Raw genomic sequence first — 19842 nt, 5'->3', positions numbered from 1 at the left:
ATGGCAGAGGCGAACGGACATGCCCCGGAGATCCCGGATCTGCCCACCCGCTATGACGTGATCGTGGTGGGGGGCGGCAATGCCGCCCTCTGCGCCGCGATCACGGCCCGGCGGGATGGGGCCAGCGTCCTCGTCCTCGAGGCTGCGGACAAGTTCTACCGTGGCGGCAACACCCGCCACACCCGCAACCTGCGCTGCGCCCATGACGAGGGGAACGAGATCCTGACCGGCCCCTACCCGGTGGATGAGTTCATGGATGATCTGATGCGCGTGACGAAGGGCCAGACCGACGAGGACCTTGCCCGCTTCACGCTCGAGGAAAGCAAGGGCCTCTGGGACTGGATGAACGGCGCCGGGGTCCGGTTCCAGCAGCCGCTGGGCGGCACCCTTGGGCTGGGCCGGACCAACGCCTTCTTCCTTGGCGGCGGGCGGGCGATGCTGAACGCGCTTTACCGCACGGCGGAGGGCCTTGGCGTCGACATCCGCTACGAGGCCGCCGTCACGGACATCGACATCGAAGACGGCTTCTTCAAATCCGTGGTGGTCGAGGCGGCGGAGGGGACCTTCCGCGCCCACGGCCGCGCCCTCGTCACCGCGTCGGGCGGGTTCGAGAGCAATATCGACTGGCTCAAGGAATACTGGGGCGAGCGGGCCGAGAACTTCCTGATCCGGGGCACCTCGAACAACCGGGGGTCCATCCTCAGGCTGCTGCTGGACAAGGGCATCGAACCGGTGGGCGATCCGACCCAGTGCCACGCCGTCGCCATCGACGCCCGCAGCCCCAAGTTCGACGGCGGCATCGTCACCCGGCTCGACTGCATCGTCTTCGGCATCGTGATGAACAACCGGTGCGAGCGGTTCTACGACGAGGGCGAGGATTTCTGGCCCAAGCGCTATGCCATCTGGGGCCGGCTCGTCGCCGACCAGCCGGACCAGATTGCCTACATCGTCTTCGACGACAAATCGATGGGCAGCTTCATGCCCTCGGTCTATCCCGCGATCGAGGCTGAGACGCTGGAAGAGCTGGCCGGCAAGCTGGAGCTGGACACCGAGAAATTCACCGCCACCGTGACCGAATTCAACGCCGCCGTGCGCGAGGGCCATTTCGACACCGACATCCACGACGAATGCCACACCGAGGGAATCGACCCGCCCAAGAGCCACTGGGCCCGCAAGATCGACACCGCGCCCTTCTACGCCTACCCGGTCCGGCCCGGCATCACCTTCACCTACCTCGGCACCCGCGTGAACCGCGAGGCCAAGGTGCTGATGCAGGGCGGCACGCCCTCGGCGAACATCTTCGCCGCCGGTGAGATCATGGCCGGCAACGTGCTGGGGCAGGGGTATCTCGCCGGGATCGGCATGACCATCGGGGCGGTCTGGGGCCGCCTTGCCGGAGAAGGAGCCGCGCGCCATGCACGCAACTGACGCCCTGACCGAGGCCGACCGGCAAATCACCATCTGCAATGCCTGCCGCTACTGCGAGGGTCTCTGCGCCGTCTTTCCGGCGCTCGAGATGAACCGCCATTTCGCGGATGGCGACCTCAACTACCTCGCCAACCTCTGCCACAATTGCGGCGCCTGCTACCACGACTGCCAGTTTTCGCCGCCGCACGAGTTTGCGCTGAACATCCCCAAGATCCTGGCCGAGGTGCGCAAAGACAGCTACGGCCAGTACGCCTGGCCCCGGGCCCTGGCCCCCGTCTTCGCCCGCAACGGCCTGCTGATCGCCTGCCTGCTGGCCCTGTCGGTCGCGCTCTTCCTGATCGGGATGATCTCGCTGGGCGACCCCGGCGCGCTCTGGACGGCGCATACCGCGCCCGAGGGGTTCTATGCCCTGATGCCGCACACCGCGATGGTCTGGATCTTCGGCTCGGTCTTCCTCTTCGCCATGCTTGCCCTCGCCATGGGCGTGCGCCACTTCTGGCGTGACACCAACGCGGTGAACGTGGTGGACGCGGACGCGCCGTCGGTCTGGCAGGCTCTCAAGGACGCCGGCTCCCTTCGCTACCTCGACGGCGGCGGCGTCGGGTGTTTCAACGAGGATGACGAGCCGGACGACAACCGCCGACTCTGGCATCACCTCACGTTCTACGGCTTCCTGCTGTGTTTCGCCGCCACCTCCATGGGCACCGTCTATCACTACGCCTTCGGCTGGCCCGCGCCCTACGCTTGGTGGGACCTGCCTCCGCTCCTCGGGATCGCGGGCGGCCTGATGCTGACCGCCGGGACCTGGGGCCTGCTCAAGGCCAAGCGCCAGCGCCTGTCGGCGCTGAGGGACGAGCGGATGACCGGCATGGACGTGGCCTTCATCCTGATGCTGCTCCTGACCGCCGTGACCGGCCTGCTGCTGCGGTTCCTCGGCGAGACGCCTTTGATGGGCCTGCTCCTCGCCGTGCACCTCGGCGTTGTCCTCGCCCTGTTTCTGTCGATGCCCTACGGCAAGTTCGTCCACGGCATCTACCGCACCGCCGCGCTTTGCCGCTACGCGATGGCAAGGCGGCACGGGCTGCGCAAGGCCTCGAAGGCGGAGCCGAAGGCCACCGACGCGGCGGCGGCGCGGGGATGACCCGCCCCTTCCGGATCGGGGCGGGCGCGGGCTTTGCCGACGACCGGATCGAGCCGGCGGTCGAGATCGCCGAGGCCGGGGCCGCCGACGTCCTCGTCTTCGAATGCCTCGCCGAACGGACCGTCGCCCGCGAGGTGCTGGCCCGGCGCGAGGACCCCACCAAGGGCTTCAACCCGCACCTGCGCGACAGGATGCGCGCGGTGCTGCCCGCCTGCGCGAGGGGCGGCATCCGCATTGTCAGCAACATGGGCGGCGCGAATCCCGTCGCGGCCGCGAGGGCCACGGTCGAAGAGGCGGCGGCCCACGGGTTGACGGACCTGCGCTGCGCCGCCGTGACCGGCGACGAGGTGACCGACCTTGTTCGCGCCCGCCCGGACCTGACACTGACCGAGAGCGGCGACCCGGTGGAGGCGATCCTGCCCGACCTCGTCTCGGCCAACGCCTACCTCGGGGTCGAGGCCGTGCTGATGGGGCTGGAGACCGGGGCCGATGTCGTCCTGACGGGCCGGGTCGCCGATCCCTCTCTCTTTCTCGCGCCCGCCATGCACCATTACGGCTGGGCCGCGGACGACCTGCCCCGAATAGCGGCCGGGACCCTCATGGGGCACCTGATGGAGTGCGGCAACCAGCTGACCGGCGGGTGTTTCGCCGACCCGACCCGGCCGGAGAAACAGGTGCCGGACATGGCGAACATCGGTTTTCCCATCGCCGAGATCGGGCCGGATGGGGCGCTGACCGTGACCAAGTTGCCGGGAACCGGGGGCCGGGTGGACCGGATGACCGCGACCGAGCAACTGCTGTACGAGATGCACGACCCCGCCGCCTACATCACGCCGGACTGCGTGCTGGACGTGACCGGCGTGGACCTGCACGGCGACGGCGACGACCGCGTGCGAGTCACGGGCGCGGCGGCAGGGCCCCGGCCGGACAGCCTCAGGGTCCTCTGCGCCTATGCCGAGGGCTACATCGGCGAAGGCCAGGTCGGTTATGCGGGCGTCGGCGCGGTGGAGCGGGCCGAACTGGCGGCGAAGGTGGTGCAGGACCGGCTGAAACGCCGGGGCTTCACTTACGACGAGATGCGGGTGGACCTGATCGGCTGCACCTCGCTGCACGGGGACGGGGCAGGACCCTCCGACCCCTACGAGGTCCGCCTGAGGATCGCGGCCCGCACGCAAAGCCGCGCCGCCGCGCAGGCCGTGGGCTTCGAGGTCCGGGCGATGCACGTCAACGGCCCGACCGGCGGCGGCGGCGGCTCCAACCCCGTGGTGCGGGACGTGATGGCGGTTCAGTCCGTCTTCCTGCCGCGCGAGCTGGTGACGCCGGAGGTAACGGTACTGGGAGGGCGGGGATGACGCGGGTTCACGACCTCGGCCATGCCCGCGCGGGCGACAAGGGTAATACGTCGAACATCTCCGTCACCGCCTACGACGCGGCGGCTTGGGATCGCCTGCGCCGGGACCTGACGGCGGAGCGGGTCGCGGAGATTTTCGCCACCATCGGCGCGGGGCCGGTCACGCGCTACGAACTGCCCCGGCTTCACGCGCTGAATTTCGTGATCCAGAATGCCCTCGGCGGCGGCGTCAGCCGCTCGCTGTCCATCGACCCGCACGGCAAGAGCCTGAGCGCCCTGATGCTGACGATCGAACTGCCGGAGGAGACGCTATGAAGATCGCCGTGCTGGACGACTACCTCGGCCTGTCGGAGCGCTTCGCGGACTGGGGCGACCTGGCCCCCGGCGTCACCGTCTTCCGGGAGCCGCTGACCGGCGACCTTGTCGAAACGCTCGCCCCGTTCGACGTCATCTGCGCCATGCGCGAGCGGACGCCGCTGCCTGCCGACCTGATCGCGCGACTGCCGAACCTGAAGCTCATCGTCACCACCGGAATGCGCAACGCCGCCATCGCGGTGGCCGAGGCGACGGACCGGGGGATCACCGTCAGCGGCACGGCCAGCCGGACGACGGCGACCTCGCACCTCGCCATGACCCTGATCCTCGCCGCCACGCGCGGGCTCTATCCCAATGCGCGGTCGGTGGAGGTGGGCGGCTGGCAGGCCCCGGCTGGCCGGGATCTGCACGGGCTGACGCTTGGCCTCATCGGACTTGGCCGGCTCGGGGCCGCCGTCGCGGCGCTGGCCCGGCCCTTCGGCATGGAAATCATCGCGTGGAGCGAGAACCTGACCGACGCGCGCTGCGACGAGGTGGGCGTGGAGCGGGAGGCCAGCCTGTCGGATCTCATGGCCCGCGCCGATGTCGCCTCGATCCACCTCGTCCTGTCGGGCCGGAGCAAGGGGCTGGTCGGGGCCGAGGCGCTGGCGGCGGCGAAACCCGATGCCGTGCTGGTCAACACCTCCCGCGGCCCGATCATCGACACGCCCGCCCTGCTGGACGCACTCCGGACCGACCGGCTGGGCTGCGCGGCACTGGATGTGTTCGACGAAGAACCGCTGCCGTCGGACCACCCCCTGCGCGACGAGGGCCTCATCGCACGCGGCAAGATGCTGCTGACACCGCACATCGGATACGGTGCGCTTCAGACCTACCAGGCGATGTACCGCGAGACGGCGGAGGCGGTGCACGCCTTCGCCTCCGGGTCCCCCGTCCGCCCACTCTAGAGCTTCATCGCGAAGGGATCGCGTTCCTCTTCGCTGAGGTCGATCATCACGTTCTTGACCTTGGTGTATTCGCGCAGAGTCTGGATCGCCCTTTCCCGGCCGACGCCCGACTGCTTGGTGCCGCCGAAGGGCGCCCCGACGAAGGACGCTCGGTAGGTGTTGACCCAGACCACACCCGACTCCACCGCCCGCGCCATCCGGTGCGCGCGGCGGATGTCGTTGGTCCAGATGCCCGCGGCCAAGCCGAAGTCGGTGGCATTGGCGATCCGCACCGCCTCCGCCTCGTCCTCGAAGGGGAGGATGCAGAGGACAGGGCCGAAGACCTCTTCCCGCAAGACTGACAGGTCGGGGCCGGCGTTCACGATGACTGTCGGCTGGATGAAGAACCCGTTCTCCAGGCCCTCGCCCATGGCCGCGTCGCCGCCGATGGCGACCTCGGCCCCCTCTGCCTTTGCCGCTGCGATGACGCCGAGGATGCGATCGAACTGGGCGCGGTTGGCGACGGGGCCCATCTCGGTCGCCGTGTCGAGGGGGTTGCCGAGGCGGATGGTGCCGACCTTCTCCAGCACCGCCGCGCAGACCTCGTCGTAGACGCTCCGCTCCACCAGCAGGCGTGAGCCGGCGATGCAGGTCTGGCCCGAGGCGCCAAAGATGCCGGCCACTGCCCCGATCACCGCGGCCTTCAGGTCCGCGTCGGCAAAGATGATGTTGGGGGACTTGCCCCCAAGCTCGGTCGTCACTGGCACCAGCCGCTCGGCCGCTGCGGTAAGGATCTTGCGGGCGGTGACGATGCCGCCGGTAAAGCTGATCTTGGCGATCTTCGGGTGGGTCGACAGGGCGGGGCCGATGCGCCCGTCGCCGGTGACGATGTTGACGACGCCCGGCGGGAAGCCGGCCTGCTCCACCAGCCGCCCGAAAGCGAGGGTCGAGCAGCTTGCGTGTTCCGAGGGTTTAATGACGACGGTGTTGCCCGCCGCCAGCGCCGGCGCCAACTTGTTGGCGAGCAGCGTCAGGGGCGAATTCCAGGCAGTGATCAGGACGGCGACGCCCATCGGCTCCACCAGCGTGAAGTCGAACAGATCGCCATTGTCGAGGGGGATGGTCTCTCCCTGCAGCTTGTCGGCCAGCCCCGCGAAGTAGCGGTAGTTGCGGCTCGCGAAGCCCACCTGCGCCCGGGTCTCGCGGATCACCTTGCCGTTGTCGGTGGTCTCGATGCGGGCGAGGTCGTCGGCGTTTTGGTCCATCAGGTCGGCCAGCCGGTTGAGCAGGACCGCGCGGTCGCGTCCGGGGGTTTGCCGCCAGCCGCCGCGGAAAGCCGCATCTGACGCCTCGATGGCGCTGGTCACGTCGTCCTCGGTCGCTTGCGGGATGGTGGCCCAGACCTTTTGTAGAAAGGGGTCGAAACTGTCGAGCGTTCCCCCGTCCGAGGCCGAAACCCACTGCCCCCCAATTAGCATGGTCTCCTGTCGCATCATCTTCCTTCCTCTTGCGTTCCGTAGAGCAGAACGTAATTCTATTCTGTAACGAACTTGATGTGACCCGCAAGGGCGGAGGGACGCGTGAAGAGCGATACAGGTGTGGCGGCGGTCGACAGGGCCTTTTCGGTCCTGTCAGTCTTCGACGAGGAGGGCGCGGCGATGACGCTGGCCGGCCTGTCCAGCCGGACCGGCCTTTACAAGAGCACGATCCTGCGCCTGCTTGACTCGCTCATGGCGGCGGGGATGGTCCACCGCGACGCGGACGGGCGGTACTCCCTCGGCCCTACCGCTCTGCGGCTGGGCCAGATCTATCAGCGTTCCGCGGGGCTCGAACGAACGCTCCTGCCGATCATGAAGGACCTGGTGGCACAGGGCTCGGAAAGTCCCTCGCTCCATGTCAGGAAAGACCGCGAGCACCGCATTTGCGTCCTGCGGGTAGATTCCGATCACTCGACGCTCGATCGCGTGCGGGCGGGGACTTTGCGGCCGCTTGACCGTGGCGCGGCGGGACATGTGCTGCGTGCCTTCGGAGAGGAGGCGGAACCGACGGAAGTTCGCATTGCAGGTCTGGCCACGAGCCTCGGTGAGACGGAAGCCGACTGCGCCGGGGTCTCTGCCCCGGTCTTTGGGACCTCTGCGAAGCTATTCGGCGCTCTGTCGCTCTCGGGGCCGCGGCTGCGCTTCGAGGGCCCGCCCCTGGAATTGCAGCAGGCGCTGGTCTGCGATGGTGCCGCGCGGATGAGCCGGGCGCTCGGCGCTCCTCTCTAGGGGAGTTCGTGCACATGACGTCTGCATGCGAGTGATATGAAGTGATAGCTAGAAATCTACTACCGACACGCAGCGTCCAGCCGACTGTGATGAGCAGCGGGCCATTCACCTAGGCTGTTGATTTTCACCCAGAACTGAGCCGGGTAGGCGGATAATTTTCACTGAGAACTGAGCCATGTGAAGCTTCCCCCAGAGCAGTGAGCGGCGGGGGCAACGGAGTGATCCACATGGGACTATTGAACATTATCCGACGGATGCATCTGCGGCGGAAGCTGTCGATCCGCGAGATCGCGCGACTGACGGGAGTGTCGCGGAATACCGTGACCAAGCATCTGGCGGCGAACACCATCGAGCCAAAATTCTCGACGCCGGAGCGGCACAGCAAGCTGGACCCCTTTGCCGAGAAGCTGGCGGGTTGGCTAAAGACCGAAGCCGGAAAGTCGCGCAAGCAGCGACGCACGGTGAAGCAGTTGCACGCCGATCTCGTGGTGCTTGGCTTCACTGGCTCTTATGCCCGGGTGGCGGCCTTTGCGCGACGGTGGCGGGCGGATCGGCAGCGTGAACAGCAGACCACGGGGCGTGGGACCTTTGTGCCGCTGCACTTTGATCCCGGCGAGGCCTTCCAGTTCGACTGGAGCGAAGACTTTGCGGTTCTGGGCGGCGAACGCACGAAGCTTCAGGTCGCCCATATCAAGCTGTCGCACAGCCGGGCCTTCCTGCTGCGCGCTTACCCGTTGCAGACCCACGAGATGCTGTTCGATGCGCATTGGCACGCATTCCGGGTCTTCGGCGGCGTGCCGGGTCGAGGGATCTACGATAACATGCGCACGGCGGTGGATCGTGTTGGCCGGGGCAAGGAGCGTCAGGTCAACATCCGCTTCCTTGCCATGGCGAACCACTATGTCTTTGAGCCCGAGTTCTGCAATCCGGCAGCGGGCTGGGAGAAAGGCCAGGTGGAGAAAAATGTCCGCGACTCTCGCCACCAGATGCTGCACGGCATGCCGGACTTCGCTGATCTTGCGGCGCTGAACGCCTGGCTTGAGCAGCGGTGCCTGGAGCTGTGGCGCGAGACGGCACATGGCACGCTGCCCGGCACGATCGCCGATGTCTGGGCCGAAGAGCAAGCCGCACTGATGCCGTTGCCAGCGGCCTTTGACGGCTTCATCGAGCTGAGCAAGCGCGTCTCGCCGACCTGTCTGATCAGCTTCGAGCGCAATCGCTACAGCGTTCCGGCGTCGTTTGCCAACCGGCCTGTCAGCCTGCGGATCTATCCGGACCGGCTGGTCGTGGCGGCCGAGGGCAACATCTTGTGCGAGCATGCCCGTGTGATCCAGCGCAACCATCAACTACCGCCGCGGACCATCTACGACTGGCGACATTACCTGGCAGTCGTGCAGCGCAAACCCGGAGCCCTTCGGAACGGCGCACCCTTCCTGGAATTGCCGCCTGCCTTCAGGCAGCTGCAGGATCACATGCTCCGCAAGCCTGGTGGTGACCGCGAGATGGTCGATATCCTGGCCCTCGTGCTGCAGCACGATGAACAGGCCGTGCTCACCGCCGTGGAACTGGCTTTGGAAGAGGGCGTGCCGACCAAGACCCATGTGCTGAACCTGCTGCATCGGCTGGTCGACGGCAAGGTGATCGGCGGGCCGCCACTCGATACCCCGCAGGCTCTGGCCCTGCACCGCGAACCCAAAGCCAATGTCGAACGCTATGACGGTCTGCGCGCCCAGATCGCCGGAGGCCGCCATGCGTCATGATCCCGCCGCCGGCGCCGTCGTCATCATGCTGCGCAGTCTGAAGATGCACGGCATGGCGCAGGCCGTCACCGACCTGATCGAGCAAGGTGCCCCGGCTTTTGAAGCCGCCATCCCGACCCTGTCGCAACTGCTGAAGGCCGAACTGGCTGAACGCGAGGTCCGTTCCATCGCCTATCACATGAAAGCGGCACGCTTCCCAGCCTACAAGGATCTCTCGGGCTTCGACTTCGCCGCCAGCGAGATCAACGAGGCCACGGTCCGGACCCTGCACCGCTGCGAGTTCATGGACGGGGCACAGAACGTCGTGCTGATCGGTGGGCCGGGCACTGGCAAGACCCATGTCGCGACGGCCCTCGGCGTCCAGGCTGTCGAGCATCACCGGCGAAGGGTCCGCTTCTTCTCGACCATTGAGCTGGTCAACACGCTCGAGCAGGAAAAGGCCAAGGGCAAGGCCGGGCAGATCGCCGAGGCCCTCACCAAGCTCGACCTCGTGATCCTCGACGAACTGGGCTACCTGCCGTTCAGCGCCTCGGGCGGTGCGCTGCTCTTCCATCTGCTGAGCAAACTTTACGAGCGCACAAGCGTCGTCATCACCACCAACCTCAGCTTCAGCGAGTGGGCCACGGTCTTTGGCGACGCCAAGATGACCACGGCCCTTCTCGACCGCCTGACCCACCGCTGCCACATCCTGGAGACCGGAAACGACAGCTTCCGGTTCAAGACAAGCTCAGCTGCAGCATCAGCTGCCAAGAAAAAGAAGGAGACAACACACAACTTGACCCCAGCATGACCCGAAATCCATAATCAGAGGTGGCTCACTTCTCGGTGAAAAACCCGGCTCAGTTCTGGGTGAAAATCAACAGCTTGATCCTTCCTGACCTCAACGGCAGCGGCGTGGAGGACTTCGAGAGCAGGCTTCGCGCACTCCTCCGCGACCGCGGAATCTCAGATGCACGATTAACCGAAATTCTCGAGGAGTTTCGCCCCGCTCTTGAGGCGATCGGCCGCGTCGAAGTTCAGCTCTGGGACATGGTTCGGGCGTTCGATCTGGATGTGGAGTACAAGCCCTATGCCTTCGGCGCACTGCCGATCAAGTCCTTCGGAGACGTGATTGGGCATACGTCCCACGGCCTGATCGGCGCCGTAACCGTGGCGCCGCAGAATGCCGCGCTGTCAGAGGAACGGGTCAGGCGGCTGCCTTTTGACGCCGCTGGCTGCGACAAACCGCTGCTCGGTGCGAACGATCAGTTGCTTACGCGGGAGACGGTCCTGCAGCGCTTGCTTGGACTCGAGGTCCAGCGTTTCCCCTCCAGGAACCTGCCCGACCTTGGGGCGCTCACCGCGCGGCAAGGGAATTGCCGGAGCTTCGTCCTCCTGCCGCAGCCGCTGGATGGCGACGGACGGCACGCCACGCCCATTTCGGCGACCACGGTCACGTTGCATGGACCGTCCGGAACGGAACGCCGGATCCGTCAGGTCACGCTCTTCTGGCAGGACGGGCTGAACCTGCGCGACCGCGAAAGCGCCAACAGCTGGAAATCGTCCGCGGTTCTGCAGCCCGGCGGCGGCCGCAGCCTGGCCGACCTTCTGAACACCAATCGGCTGCTGCGCGATGTGGAGTTGCGGCAGGTGATTGAGATTGATCCGGCAACGCTGCGCCGCTTGACGGCCGCTGGCATCCGGACCCTCGGCGATCTTGAGGCGCGCACGGCTGAAGGGGGTGTGATCGCGGGTCTCGACCTGAACCGTCTGACGCTGAACGACGCCGCCATCGCGCGGATCGACCCTGGGCTCCTGGTGAACTGGCCTTTCCCGCGGGTTGACGCGACACGGCGCAAGCTCGTCGCCGATTGCCAGGTGTGCGACGACAGCTATGATTTTGGCGAGAACGGGATCAGCTATCGCAGCGAACCCTTCGACATCCGCCTGCGCGACTGGCAGGGCAACGGGTCCGATATCGAACGTCACTACGACTTCAATGCCTATGACTATGGCGCTGCGGCCAGTCCCAACGACACCTCAGCCTCGCTCTTCCGACTCACCGGAGACGAGGTGCCAACCTGGCCCGAGGCGCCGATCCCTGTCGTGCGCGCGGTCGAGGGCGAGGAGATCGTCGTCCATGTCGTGCATCCCGGCGGCCGGGCGCGTCAGCGGGCCTTCGTCACCGTGGCGCAGGATTATGACGACCTGTTCCCAGGCTTCGGCTTTCCGCGCGGCGCCTTGCTGGCGCCGGGCAAGGCGATGACGGCTTCGCTGACCAAAACGGTGACCCCGGGCTGCTACCTGTTCTTCGACGGGCCGACCCACCTGCGCTCGGGCGGGGTCTGGGGGCTGATCGACGTGGTGTCGAAAGAGCAGCTGGGCGACCGCCCGTTGGATGAGTTCAGGGGCAGCGCCTGCAGCCGGTTCTTGAGATGAGGCAGGCGCGTTCAGCTGCCGGCCCCCGCTTCGGGCTCATCCGGCTGCTCGCTGGCCTGCTGCTCGCAGCTGGCGTGGTGGTGTCGGGTCCTGCTGCGGCGCAGTCCAGCCTGACCGCGACACTTAACCTCTATGATCCGATAAGCACTGCCGAGGTCCGGGCAGAGGCGGGTCGCAACGTGCGTCTGCAGGTGCGCCTGTCCGAGCCCGCGACCGGCGCCGCGCCGCGGGGTCTGTACCTTATGGGATGGGCACGGCCGATGGCCAAGGATAACGCCAGCTGCGCCCGTGTCGCGCAGAACTTCCGCGCCACGCGGCGGACGCCCGTCGGCGCGGTCTACCTCAACGGCATCCTGTTCGCGACGCTGAACCGCGATGCCTCGCTCAGCGTGGTTGACCCGAAGCTGAACCTCTACAGCTCCAACATGCTCGCGGCGCACCTGCTCGACCCTGGCACGACCGCCTTTGCTACTGATCGCCGCAACATGCGGGCCCTGGCGGCCGGCCCGTCGGGGCAGATCGTGGCCGCGGACCTGACCGGCCCGGGGCGGCGAACAGTGGCAGATCTGGGCGAGCCTATCACCAGTCTTGCGGTTGGGGCGCGGGGGCGCATCTGGGCCGGCACCGCCTCGGGCAGCCTCGTGTCGCTGGCCGCCGACGGGACGGAAATCGAGCGCATGACGTTCGGTGCAGCACCATGGCTGGTGGCCTCGGACGATCCGGACAATCCGAACTTCGTCGCATTCGACGCGCAGGGAAAGGCGCTCCTTCTCGATGGGGTGACCGGGCGCGAGGTCATGCAAGCGACGTTTCCCGCGCCGCTGCTCTCGGTTGCAGCGATCGGCACACAGGGCCTGATCGGGATCACCGGCGAGGCCGAGTCCGCGCAGATCCGCTATGCCGACGCAGCCGATCGGGCCATCGACCTCCCCCTCGGCACCCCGTTCGACCGGGTCACGACGGGGCCGGACGGGAGGATCGGAGTGCTCTGGACCCCTCGGGACTCGCTGGTTGCGCTGGTTGATTTCGGCCGGGGACGGGTGGTCCAGCAGCTTTCCCTGAACGGCAAATCGGTGTCGGACGTATCCTTCACCGACAACGCGGCGTATCTGTTCAGCCCCGATGGCGGCTTCGTCGGCGCGCTCGACCTCGCGACGGTCAGCCTCGGCCGGTCGGCCATCCTGCGCCGCGTGCCCTTCGGAGGCGCCATGCCGATGCCTGAAGATGACGCCCGCCTGCTGGTGCCGCTGCTGCCTTCGCCGCAGATCATCGCCGTGTCGCCCGAGAACCAGACGGGCTGGATCATCGGCGAGACGGCTTCGTCGGTCGAGATGCCACCGATGGATTCGGTTCGCCTGCGCGGCGGCGTGCCCCGTTTCGTCCACGCGGTCGACCGCAGCTTCACGGAAGTGGCGCCCGGCGTCTATGAGACCGTCTGGGCCTTCGGAGCCGGCGCTTGGGAGCTGGTGCTGACCACCGATATCGGCGACCTGTCCACCTGCATCAGGTTCGACGTGGAGGGCGAGATGGAACGGCGCAGCCTCACGCGGGTGCGGCTGGTACCAATGCTCGACGCGCCGCCGGTTGCAGGGCAGCGCGAAACCTTTGAACTCAGCCTTCGCGACATCGACGGCACCGCGGTGGACCTGCCAGCGCTGACGCTGCTGGTGCCGAGCATGATCAGTGGCTGGTCCACCCAGGTCACGGCGACGGCGGGGCCGGACGGCACGCTGCGGGCCGAGATCGTCCTGCCCCACGAAGGCCCCTATGCGGTGCAACCGCTCGACCTCCCGGCGCAATATGCCCTCGTATCGGGAACCGTGATCACCGCCGAGAAAGGAGACCTTCCATGACAGGTGTTTGCTTCTGTCGCTCCGTTTGGGGGGCGGGCCTGATCGCGGCGGTCCTGGGCTCGGGGCCTGTGACCGGCCCCGGACCGGCCGAGGCTCATTCGGATGATACTGCCGGCCATCTCCCCGCGGCGGCGAGCGGCAGCTTCTCCATTGAGCGGTTGGCGGTGCCGGATGTCACGCTGATCGATCAGAACGCCAATCTCCAGCGCCTGAAGGGGCCTTTGACCCAGGGTCAGATCGTGGTGTTGAACTTCAGTTACACGACCTGCGACTCGATCTGTCCGCTCGGCAATGTGGTGATGGCCGACCTCCAGGACCTGTTGCCGGAGGACGCGCCGGTGCGGCTGTTGTCGATTACCATCGACCCGACGACCGACACGCCCGAACTGATGCGCGATGCGGCGGACAGCTTTGGCGCCGGACCCCGCTGGTCATGGCTGACCGGATCGCCGGACGAGATCACGCGCCTCCTTGCGGCCTTCGATGCCGATTATGCGAACATCGTGCTGCACGACCCCATGTTCCTTGTGGGGCGGATCTCGGAAGGGCGCTTCTATCGCTCGCTGTCGATGCCGATGCCCGAGGAACTGAAGCGGATCGTCGATGCGATGGCCCATTAGTCCGGCTGGATTTGCTCTTCTGGTTTCGCTTGCCTCGGCGGCCGGCGCCAGTCATGCGGAACCGCACTCCGCGCTTGGCGCAGCGATATTCGGCGGCAGGGCTGAACGGCTCGACAGCGAGGCCGCGGCGCGAAGGGTCGCCCAACTGCCCTGCAAGTCCTGTCACGGCGCCGACGGTCTTGGCGGGCAGGAAGGCCGCGTGCCGCCCATTGACGGGCCCGCTCTCTCCCGCGTCACCCAGGAGCGCCGGGCCTATGATCGTGCTTCCTTTGCCTCCGCCGTGCGGAGCGGTGTAGCGGCGGGCGGGCGCGACCTGAGCCGTCTGATGCCGCGCTATGCGCTGAGCGACCGCGAGGCTGCGGCGCTGTTCGATTACCTCACCGCGCTTCCGCAGATCCAGCGCACCGGAGTCGGCGAGGCCTCGGTGACTTTCGGGATTCCGGCCATCACCGACCGCGAGGGGGCCGATTATCTGGCCCATTTGAAGACAGCGATGGAGGCGCGCCTTGGCGGCGCCAGAGTGTATGGTCGGCAGGTGGAGTTCGTCTTTCTCACGGCGACGACTTTGCCGGATGACGCTGGCGTCTTCGCGGCCCTTGCGCTCCCGCAGGCGTGGCTGCCCTCCTACCTTGAAGCCGGGGTGCCGGTGCTGTTTCCCTTCGGCCAGCTGGAGGGTGACGAGGATCCAGGATTGTTGCGCGATTTTCTGCCCTCGACGCAAGACCTGCGTCGCGCGCTGGCGAAGAGTCTGGCCGCCGACGCAGACGGCGCGGTAGCCATTCTGCCCGCCGGAGCCGAAGCGGCAGCGCTCGCTGAGTCGCTCACCATGGCCGGCGGGACAGTGGCAAACGACACAGGCGCAGCTTCCGCGTCAGAGGTGGTCGTGCTGGATGCGAAAGCCTTGGAGCGTATGTTGTCCGAAGCTCCGAGGGCGCGCCTCTGGCTCGACCGCAGGTTGCTTGCCCCAGCCCGGCGCTTGCCGCCAGCACGGCCGGTGGTGGTCTATACCGGCCTCGGTCAACTTGTTACCGAGCTCGACGTGCCTCCGATCGAAGCTCATGCCCGGATCGCCGGCGGCCTCCTGGCCGAGGTCCTGCTGCAGGCGGGGAGGGACGTGACGCGCGCGGGATTCCTGCGGGCCTTTGCCGATGCCCATCTGTCCGGCTTCCGTCTCGACTATAGCGCCAATCCTCTGACCGGCGGCGCCCCGGTCCGTTTCGACGCATTGGGTTCGAGTCGCTGATCTTCCGCAAGGTATCGGCAGGAGCAACGGGTTGCGCCGTGCACGCGGCGGCTCTTGGTTCAGCGATAGGGGGGCGTCGATAAGGTGACGCGGCAACGGAGATGGAGGGGATGCCGCTCACCCCAGACGGTATCGCGATGTGCCAATCTCGCGATGTCGAAACACAAGCTGAAGGAAACGCCATTCATGCGACATGCTCGCATCAGGCGACGTGCTTCGGAGCTGGGTTCGATACCAGTCGCGTTTGAAGAGGTGGGGGTTCCAACTGCCTTCAAATATAAATAATAACAATTACTTAGCGGGCGGAGGAGGTTGGATGTCAGACCCATCCCCTCCGCCACTTACACATTGCGAACCCGAGATGAGGTCCCTAGCGGGGCCTTTTTTCTTTTTGGTTCAAAGGGGTTTAACGAGGCCATGCGACTTTCGGAGACTAACGATTTGACCGAAATCTGTCTCTGAACGCCTCGTGTCTCTTTCCAGCCGCCCTCCACCCAGATCGGGACGGATTTAAAACTGGACGTCTTTTCAGACGCTTGGCGAGAATAGACTGCGCCGCAGTTGCGGTAATTCTTACCGCCATCGGGGCGAACAGAGACACCCGAAGGCGGCGTGGTTCTTCGAAACGGTGCAAACGCTCACGTGAAGTCGTTGATGAAAAATAGATTTTCCGCTCATAGCCTGGCGGCATGTTGAATGGGCCCTGGACAGCAGTTGGGTGTGTAGGCCGAGTGGCGCGTTGTCGTAACGGTGGGGCACAGGCATATCCCTCTGACTTCTAGGCATTTTTCGCGTTGCATTCCCGCCTGCAAGCATGCTTGTTTTCAGCAGTATCCTAATTACGCAGGTTTTTTTGATGGCGGGGCCGTCCCAAGCTGGTTTAGCGGAAAAGTATCTTGTCGATGACTTGCCGGGCGCAGCGCTCGTCGGCGCGCGGTTGAATGGAATTCTGCAAAAGATCGAGGCGGGCGAGACGCTGACCACCTTGGCGGAGGCGTTCCTAACTTCCGGCGGTCTCAGTTCCCTCTTGGCTTTGTCGACCGGACAGATCGATCGCCCCACATTCGAGGAGGCCGCGGGGCGCGAGCGGTCAGAGCGTATTCAACGGGCGAAGGAAGACGCTGACAGGGCGGCCGCCGCACAAGCCCAAAAGTCTGAGGCGATGGATGCGGCGATCAAGGCACGTTTTGCTGCCATGGAGAACGACCCCGTGCTTCGACGGAAGCGTGAAGCACGCGAGTTGCGGGATCGGTTCGATATCGGCTTCATCGAGACCGAGCACTATCCGCGTGCAATGCGGCTGCTGAAACAGGTCGCGAACGGCAACCGCCTAACGCCTGAGGACGTCGCCTGGCTGTCGACCGAGGCAGTCGACTGCTGGACAGATTCCCTCCAACAAGCCTGGCATCGGCTCGAGGCCGAAGCGCTGACGAAGGCATGGGAGAAAAGCGACGATCCGTGGAACGCTGTGAATGCCAGTGCGCATTGGCGGAAGGCCGACGAACCCCAGCAGGCTTTAGATGTGACAGGTGCGGCGCTCGAGAAGGCAGGTCGAAGTCCGAAACCGCGATCTGCCCTGCTGACGACGCGCGGAGGCGCGATGCGGGATGTCGGCCGCCTCTCTGAGGCAAGGTCACTCGGACTGGAAGCCCACGAACTGACGCCGACTGATTTCAGGCCATGCACCTTACTTGGCGCCGTCTCGATGGAACTTGGGGATCTCGCGGTCGGTCACGAGTGGTATGCGAAGGCTGAAGCGTTGGGCGCTGAACGCCGGGCGATCGACCAGGATCTACGGGCGCTGCTCATCCGTTCGGGATCCGATGCGCGCGATCGTATCCGCGCCTATCTGCTGGGGCAGGATCCAGAGCGTTTCGCTTGGCTGCGAAAGTGGAACCACAGATAGGTGCGGCGCAACGACGATAGCCAGTTCTGAAGCCTGTCCATCGCTCGACCGCTCGATCAGTGGAAAACCCGCTCGACCTGTTCTTGCCATGTCTCTCCCGCCAGAAAGCACAAATCGTAGAGGCTGACCGCCGGCGCCTCTCGCCCGCAAGTCAGCCGCTTCAACACCTCTGGTGCGAGGTAAGCCAGGCGCAACTGGCGGCTGACATGACGCTCGGCCAACCCGACCGCCTCAGCTAGTTCCTGGATTGTGGCGAACTCGCCCGCGTCCATGCGCCGCCGCCAGCCCCATGCCCGGCCGATGGCGCGCAAGACATGCGCATCCTGTGTCTGGTCTTCGCTGGGCTGATAGTTGGCGGGCGGCAGGATCTTGGGCCGCCCATTCTTTTTGCGCACTTTCAGGGGGATCAGGATCCGGATCGTGTCGTCGGGCTTTGTCATTCCGCCGCCTCCATTCCGCGTGGGGCAACCATCTCGCGAATGACGCCCGCAATCCCTTCAGGGCGAATGTCCACCTCGAGCCCGGCGGTGGTCACGGTGACGCGCCGGACGAGAAGCTGGATGATCCGAGCCTGCTCGGCCGGGAACAGTTGTGCCCAGAGCGCGCGGAACTCATGCAGCGCCGTGATGGCGTCGGCCTCTGAAACTGCACCTTGTTCTTTTTTCAGGGCTGCCATCACCTGCGTCACGACCTCTGGCGTCTGAAGAATGCGCCGAACTTCGGCCACGACCGCGTTCTCGACCATTCCAGCTGCCAGCCGCATCGGGGCGGTCTCTTCGCCGGTCTCGCGGTTCCGGATGACGTCCATTGACACATAGTAGCGGTAAAGCTTCGCGCCCTTCTTGGTGCTGGTGGGTGTCATCGCCGCCCCGGTGTCGCTGAAGATCAGCCCTTTCAGAAGCGCGGGGGTCCGCGACCGACTGTTATTGGCGCGTTTGCGGGGGCTCTCCCTCAGGATGGCATGGGCCCGATCCCAGAGGTTGTCGTCGATGATCGCGTCGTGCTCGCCAGGGTACGCCGTGCCCTTGTGAACAGCCTCCCCACGATAGACGCGGTTCTTCAGGAGCCGGTATAGATAGCCCTTGTCGATCAGCGTACCCTGCTTGTTGCGGAATCCCTCGCGGCGGAGTTCGCGTGCCAGAACCGTGGCGGAGCCGAGTTCAACGAACCGCTCGAAGATGCGACGCACCGATGCGGCCTCGGCGTCATTGACCACCAGTTTGCGATCCAGCACATCGTAGCCGAGGGGCACGTAGCCGCCCATCCAGATCCCGCGTTTGCGGGACGCGGCAACTTTGTCGCGGATCCGTTCACCGATCACCTCGCGTTCAAACTGGGCGAAACTGAGCAGGATGTTCAGCGTCAACCGTCCCATTGACGTGGTGGTATTGAACGACTGCGTGACCGAGACGAAGGTGACGCCGTTGCGGTCGAAGATCTCGACCAGCTTGGAGAAATCCATCAGCGACCGCGACAGACGGTCGATCTTGTAAACTACGACGACGTCGATCAAGCCATCGTCGATGTCGGCCAGAAGCTGCTTGAGACCGGGCCGCTCGAGGGTGCCACCAGAAAAACCGCCATCGTCGTAACGTTCGCGGGTCGCAACCCAGCCCTCGGATCGCTGGCTGGCGATATAGGCTTCGCAGGCCTCTCGCTGGGCGTCGAGGGTGTTGAACTCCATGTCGAGACCTTCTTCGGTCGACTTGCGGGTGTAGATGGCGCAGCGCAGCCGACGGTTCGGCCGGGCGTTGATGTCCATTATGCTTCCTCCCGCTTGCGCTCACGCAGCCCGAAGAAGCGATAGCCGTTCCAGCGCGTTCCGGTGATGGCACGGGCCACGGCCGAGAGCGATTTGTATTTTCGGCTCTGCCAGTCGAAGCCGTCTTTCAGCACGGTTACGGTGTGCTCAACGCCGGCCCATTCGCGGATGAGTTTGGTGCCCGTGACGGGATTTCGGGGATCCGCGATCCGGTGCTTGCGCCGCGCATGCCCCTCGACCTCATCAGCCAGCTGATCCAGCATCCGGCGCGTTTCCCTATCGGGGCCGCCGTAGGTCAGTTCCTGGATGCGATAGGCGATCCTGAATTCCAGAAACTTGCGGCTGTTGTTCGGCGCTGCAGTGCCGAAGAGGTTTTCCCATTGGGCCTTCAAGTCTTTGACCGACATGGCCTTCAATGCAGCGATGCGGACCAGGACGGTTTGATCAGTCTTTGGTTCCAGACCCGGCTTTGCGGGCGTTATCTTATTGTCATGCTTCATTAATTCCTCCTAGCGGCAAACGTTTTGCACGACGACCACCGCTCTTTCGGGGCGAGAAGTCCACACAACTGTCTCCGATGTCGGCAGATAAAGAGCTGGACTGTGCGGCGTTCAGGCGAAGGACGCCTGTAGCCAGGATGCGACCGAGTTCTTCGAAGCGTGCACGGGCTGACATCTTGTCCGGACACAAAGGATTAGGCCCCGAAACCGGGGTTGAGATATCATTAAGCATTGGAGCGCCTTTCGGGTTGTTGCCCTATCTGGGCTTCAAGCGGCGGATAGTGTCCCGGGAAATGGTGTAACTTTGCTCTTCGGCCTTGGCTCGGCCGCAGTTACAGGGCGGCGATTGTCG

Annotated in this window: 17 protein-coding genes; 13 read left to right on the top strand and 4 right to left on the bottom strand. The window is 65.5% G+C overall.

Going from position 1 to position 19842, the window contains the following annotated elements; all coding sequences use genetic code 11:
• Genes tcuA through HNS34_RS17570 form a run of 5 tightly spaced genes read left to right on the top strand, consistent with a single transcriptional unit; the run spans position 1 to position 5182 of the window.
• Positions 1 to 1428, top strand: a complete 1428-nt coding sequence (gene tcuA / locus HNS34_RS17590) for an FAD-dependent tricarballylate dehydrogenase TcuA (RefSeq protein ID WP_172321409.1) — start codon at positions 1 to 3, stop codon at positions 1426 to 1428.
• On the top strand, positions 1415 to 2569 hold the full coding sequence (gene tcuB, locus HNS34_RS17585) for a tricarballylate utilization 4Fe-4S protein TcuB (protein WP_172321408.1): 1155 nt from the start codon (positions 1415 to 1417) through the stop codon (positions 2567 to 2569). Before tcuA ends, tcuB begins: the two co-directional genes overlap by 14 nt.
• Positions 2566 to 3921 (top strand): acyclic terpene utilization AtuA family protein, encoded by a 1356-nt coding sequence (locus HNS34_RS17580; protein WP_172321407.1) that lies wholly within the window; start codon positions 2566 to 2568, stop codon positions 3919 to 3921. The genes tcuB and HNS34_RS17580 overlap by 4 nt, the downstream gene beginning before the upstream one ends.
• Positions 3918 to 4235: an AtuA-related protein gene (locus tag HNS34_RS17575; RefSeq protein ID WP_172321406.1), complete on the top strand. Its 318-nt coding sequence runs from the start codon at positions 3918 to 3920 to the stop codon at positions 4233 to 4235. The genes HNS34_RS17580 and HNS34_RS17575 overlap by 4 nt, the downstream gene beginning before the upstream one ends.
• Positions 4232 to 5182, top strand: a complete 951-nt coding sequence (locus HNS34_RS17570; RefSeq protein WP_172321405.1) for a D-2-hydroxyacid dehydrogenase family protein — start codon at positions 4232 to 4234, stop codon at positions 5180 to 5182. The genes HNS34_RS17575 and HNS34_RS17570 overlap by 4 nt, the downstream gene beginning before the upstream one ends.
• Here HNS34_RS17570 and HNS34_RS17565 read toward each other — a convergent pair.
• Positions 5179 to 6654: an aldehyde dehydrogenase gene (locus HNS34_RS17565; protein WP_172321404.1), complete on the bottom strand. Its 1476-nt coding sequence runs from the start codon at positions 6652 to 6654 to the stop codon at positions 5179 to 5181. The genes HNS34_RS17570 and HNS34_RS17565 overlap by 4 nt on opposite strands.
• Positions 6655 to 6741: 87 nt before the next feature.
• On the opposite strand from HNS34_RS17565, the gene HNS34_RS21050 reads away from it, so the two are divergent.
• The 8 genes from HNS34_RS21050 (at position 6742) to HNS34_RS17525 (ending at position 17228) form a co-directional block, all read left to right on the top strand.
• Complete coding sequence (locus HNS34_RS21050) at positions 6742 to 7428, top strand: IclR family transcriptional regulator (protein ID WP_172321403.1); 687 nt, start codon at positions 6742 to 6744, stop codon at positions 7426 to 7428.
• Positions 7429 to 7655: 227 nt separating this feature from the next.
• Positions 7656 to 9188, top strand: coding sequence for an IS21 family transposase (gene istA / locus HNS34_RS17555; RefSeq protein WP_172321402.1), 1533 nt, complete (start codon positions 7656 to 7658; stop codon positions 9186 to 9188).
• On the top strand, positions 9178 to 9978 hold the full coding sequence (istB, locus tag HNS34_RS17550) for an IS21-like element helper ATPase IstB (RefSeq protein WP_172321401.1): 801 nt from the start codon (positions 9178 to 9180) through the stop codon (positions 9976 to 9978). The genes istA and istB overlap by 11 nt, the downstream gene beginning before the upstream one ends.
• Positions 9979 to 9998: 20 nt before the next feature.
• Positions 9999 to 11606, top strand: a complete 1608-nt coding sequence (locus HNS34_RS17545; protein ID WP_172321400.1) for a hypothetical protein — start codon at positions 9999 to 10001, stop codon at positions 11604 to 11606.
• On the top strand, positions 11603 to 13459 hold the full coding sequence (locus tag HNS34_RS17540) for a WD40 repeat domain-containing protein (RefSeq protein ID WP_172321399.1): 1857 nt from the start codon (positions 11603 to 11605) through the stop codon (positions 13457 to 13459). The genes HNS34_RS17545 and HNS34_RS17540 overlap by 4 nt, the downstream gene beginning before the upstream one ends.
• Positions 13456 to 14079, top strand: a complete 624-nt coding sequence (locus HNS34_RS17535; RefSeq protein ID WP_172321398.1) for an SCO family protein — start codon at positions 13456 to 13458, stop codon at positions 14077 to 14079. Before HNS34_RS17540 ends, HNS34_RS17535 begins: the two co-directional genes overlap by 4 nt.
• Positions 14063 to 15322: a c-type cytochrome gene (locus HNS34_RS17530; protein ID WP_172321397.1), complete on the top strand. Its 1260-nt coding sequence runs from the start codon at positions 14063 to 14065 to the stop codon at positions 15320 to 15322. The genes HNS34_RS17535 and HNS34_RS17530 overlap by 17 nt, the downstream gene beginning before the upstream one ends.
• An 814-nt stretch (positions 15323 to 16136) precedes the next feature.
• On the top strand, positions 16137 to 17228 hold the full coding sequence (locus tag HNS34_RS17525) for a tetratricopeptide repeat protein (RefSeq protein ID WP_172321396.1): 1092 nt from the start codon (positions 16137 to 16139) through the stop codon (positions 17226 to 17228).
• Between the two features lie 56 nt (positions 17229 to 17284).
• Here HNS34_RS17525 and HNS34_RS17520 read toward each other — a convergent pair whose 3' ends face one another.
• The 3 genes from HNS34_RS17520 to HNS34_RS17510 are packed head-to-tail and all read right to left on the bottom strand — an operon-like array spanning position 17285 to position 19490.
• Positions 17285 to 17668, bottom strand: a complete 384-nt coding sequence (locus HNS34_RS17520) for a hypothetical protein (protein WP_172321395.1) — start codon at positions 17666 to 17668, stop codon at positions 17285 to 17287.
• Complete coding sequence (locus HNS34_RS17515; protein WP_172321394.1) at positions 17665 to 18990, bottom strand: recombinase family protein; 1326 nt, start codon at positions 18988 to 18990, stop codon at positions 17665 to 17667. The genes HNS34_RS17520 and HNS34_RS17515 overlap by 4 nt, the downstream gene beginning before the upstream one ends.
• Positions 18990 to 19490 carry a DUF2924 domain-containing protein gene (locus HNS34_RS17510; protein WP_172321393.1) on the bottom strand — a complete coding sequence of 167 codons (501 nt, stop codon included), beginning with the start codon at positions 19488 to 19490 and terminating at the stop codon, positions 18990 to 18992. Before HNS34_RS17510 ends, HNS34_RS17515 begins: the two co-directional genes overlap by 1 nt.
• Positions 19491 to 19842: the final 352 nt, after the last annotated feature.

The sequence above is a fragment of the Alterinioella nitratireducens genome (genome assembly GCF_013155465.1).
Lineage (GTDB): Bacteria > Pseudomonadota > Alphaproteobacteria > Rhodobacterales > Rhodobacteraceae > Alterinioella > Alterinioella nitratireducens.
This window is presented reverse-complemented; position numbering and strand designations above follow the sequence as displayed.

Coding starts and splice junctions, on each gene's coding strand:
- tcuA (WP_172321409.1), top strand. CDS start 1: ATGGCAGAGGCGAACGGACATGCCCCGGAGATCCCGGATCTGCCCACC.
- tcuB (WP_172321408.1), top strand. CDS start 1,415: ATGCACGCAACTGACGCCCTGACCGAGGCCGACCGGCAAATCACCATC.
- HNS34_RS17580 (WP_172321407.1), top strand. CDS start 2,566: ATGACCCGCCCCTTCCGGATCGGGGCGGGCGCGGGCTTTGCCGACGAC.
- HNS34_RS17575 (WP_172321406.1), top strand. CDS start 3,918: ATGACGCGGGTTCACGACCTCGGCCATGCCCGCGCGGGCGACAAGGGT.
- HNS34_RS17570 (WP_172321405.1), top strand. CDS start 4,232: ATGAAGATCGCCGTGCTGGACGACTACCTCGGCCTGTCGGAGCGCTTC.
- HNS34_RS17565 (WP_172321404.1), bottom strand. CDS start 6,654: ATGCGACAGGAGACCATGCTAATTGGGGGGCAGTGGGTTTCGGCCTCG.
- istA (WP_172321402.1), top strand. CDS start 7,656: ATGGGACTATTGAACATTATCCGACGGATGCATCTGCGGCGGAAGCTG.
- istB (WP_172321401.1), top strand. CDS start 9,178: ATGCGTCATGATCCCGCCGCCGGCGCCGTCGTCATCATGCTGCGCAGT.
- HNS34_RS17540 (WP_172321399.1), top strand. CDS start 11,603: ATGAGGCAGGCGCGTTCAGCTGCCGGCCCCCGCTTCGGGCTCATCCGG.
- HNS34_RS17535 (WP_172321398.1), top strand. CDS start 13,456: ATGACAGGTGTTTGCTTCTGTCGCTCCGTTTGGGGGGCGGGCCTGATC.
- HNS34_RS17530 (WP_172321397.1), top strand. CDS start 14,063: ATGCGATGGCCCATTAGTCCGGCTGGATTTGCTCTTCTGGTTTCGCTT.
- HNS34_RS17525 (WP_172321396.1), top strand. CDS start 16,137: ATGCTTGTTTTCAGCAGTATCCTAATTACGCAGGTTTTTTTGATGGCG.
- HNS34_RS17520 (WP_172321395.1), bottom strand. CDS start 17,668: ATGACAAAGCCCGACGACACGATCCGGATCCTGATCCCCCTGAAAGTG.
- HNS34_RS17515 (WP_172321394.1), bottom strand. CDS start 18,990: ATGGACATCAACGCCCGGCCGAACCGTCGGCTGCGCTGCGCCATCTAC.
- HNS34_RS17510 (WP_172321393.1), bottom strand. CDS start 19,490: ATGAAGCATGACAATAAGATAACGCCCGCAAAGCCGGGTCTGGAACCA.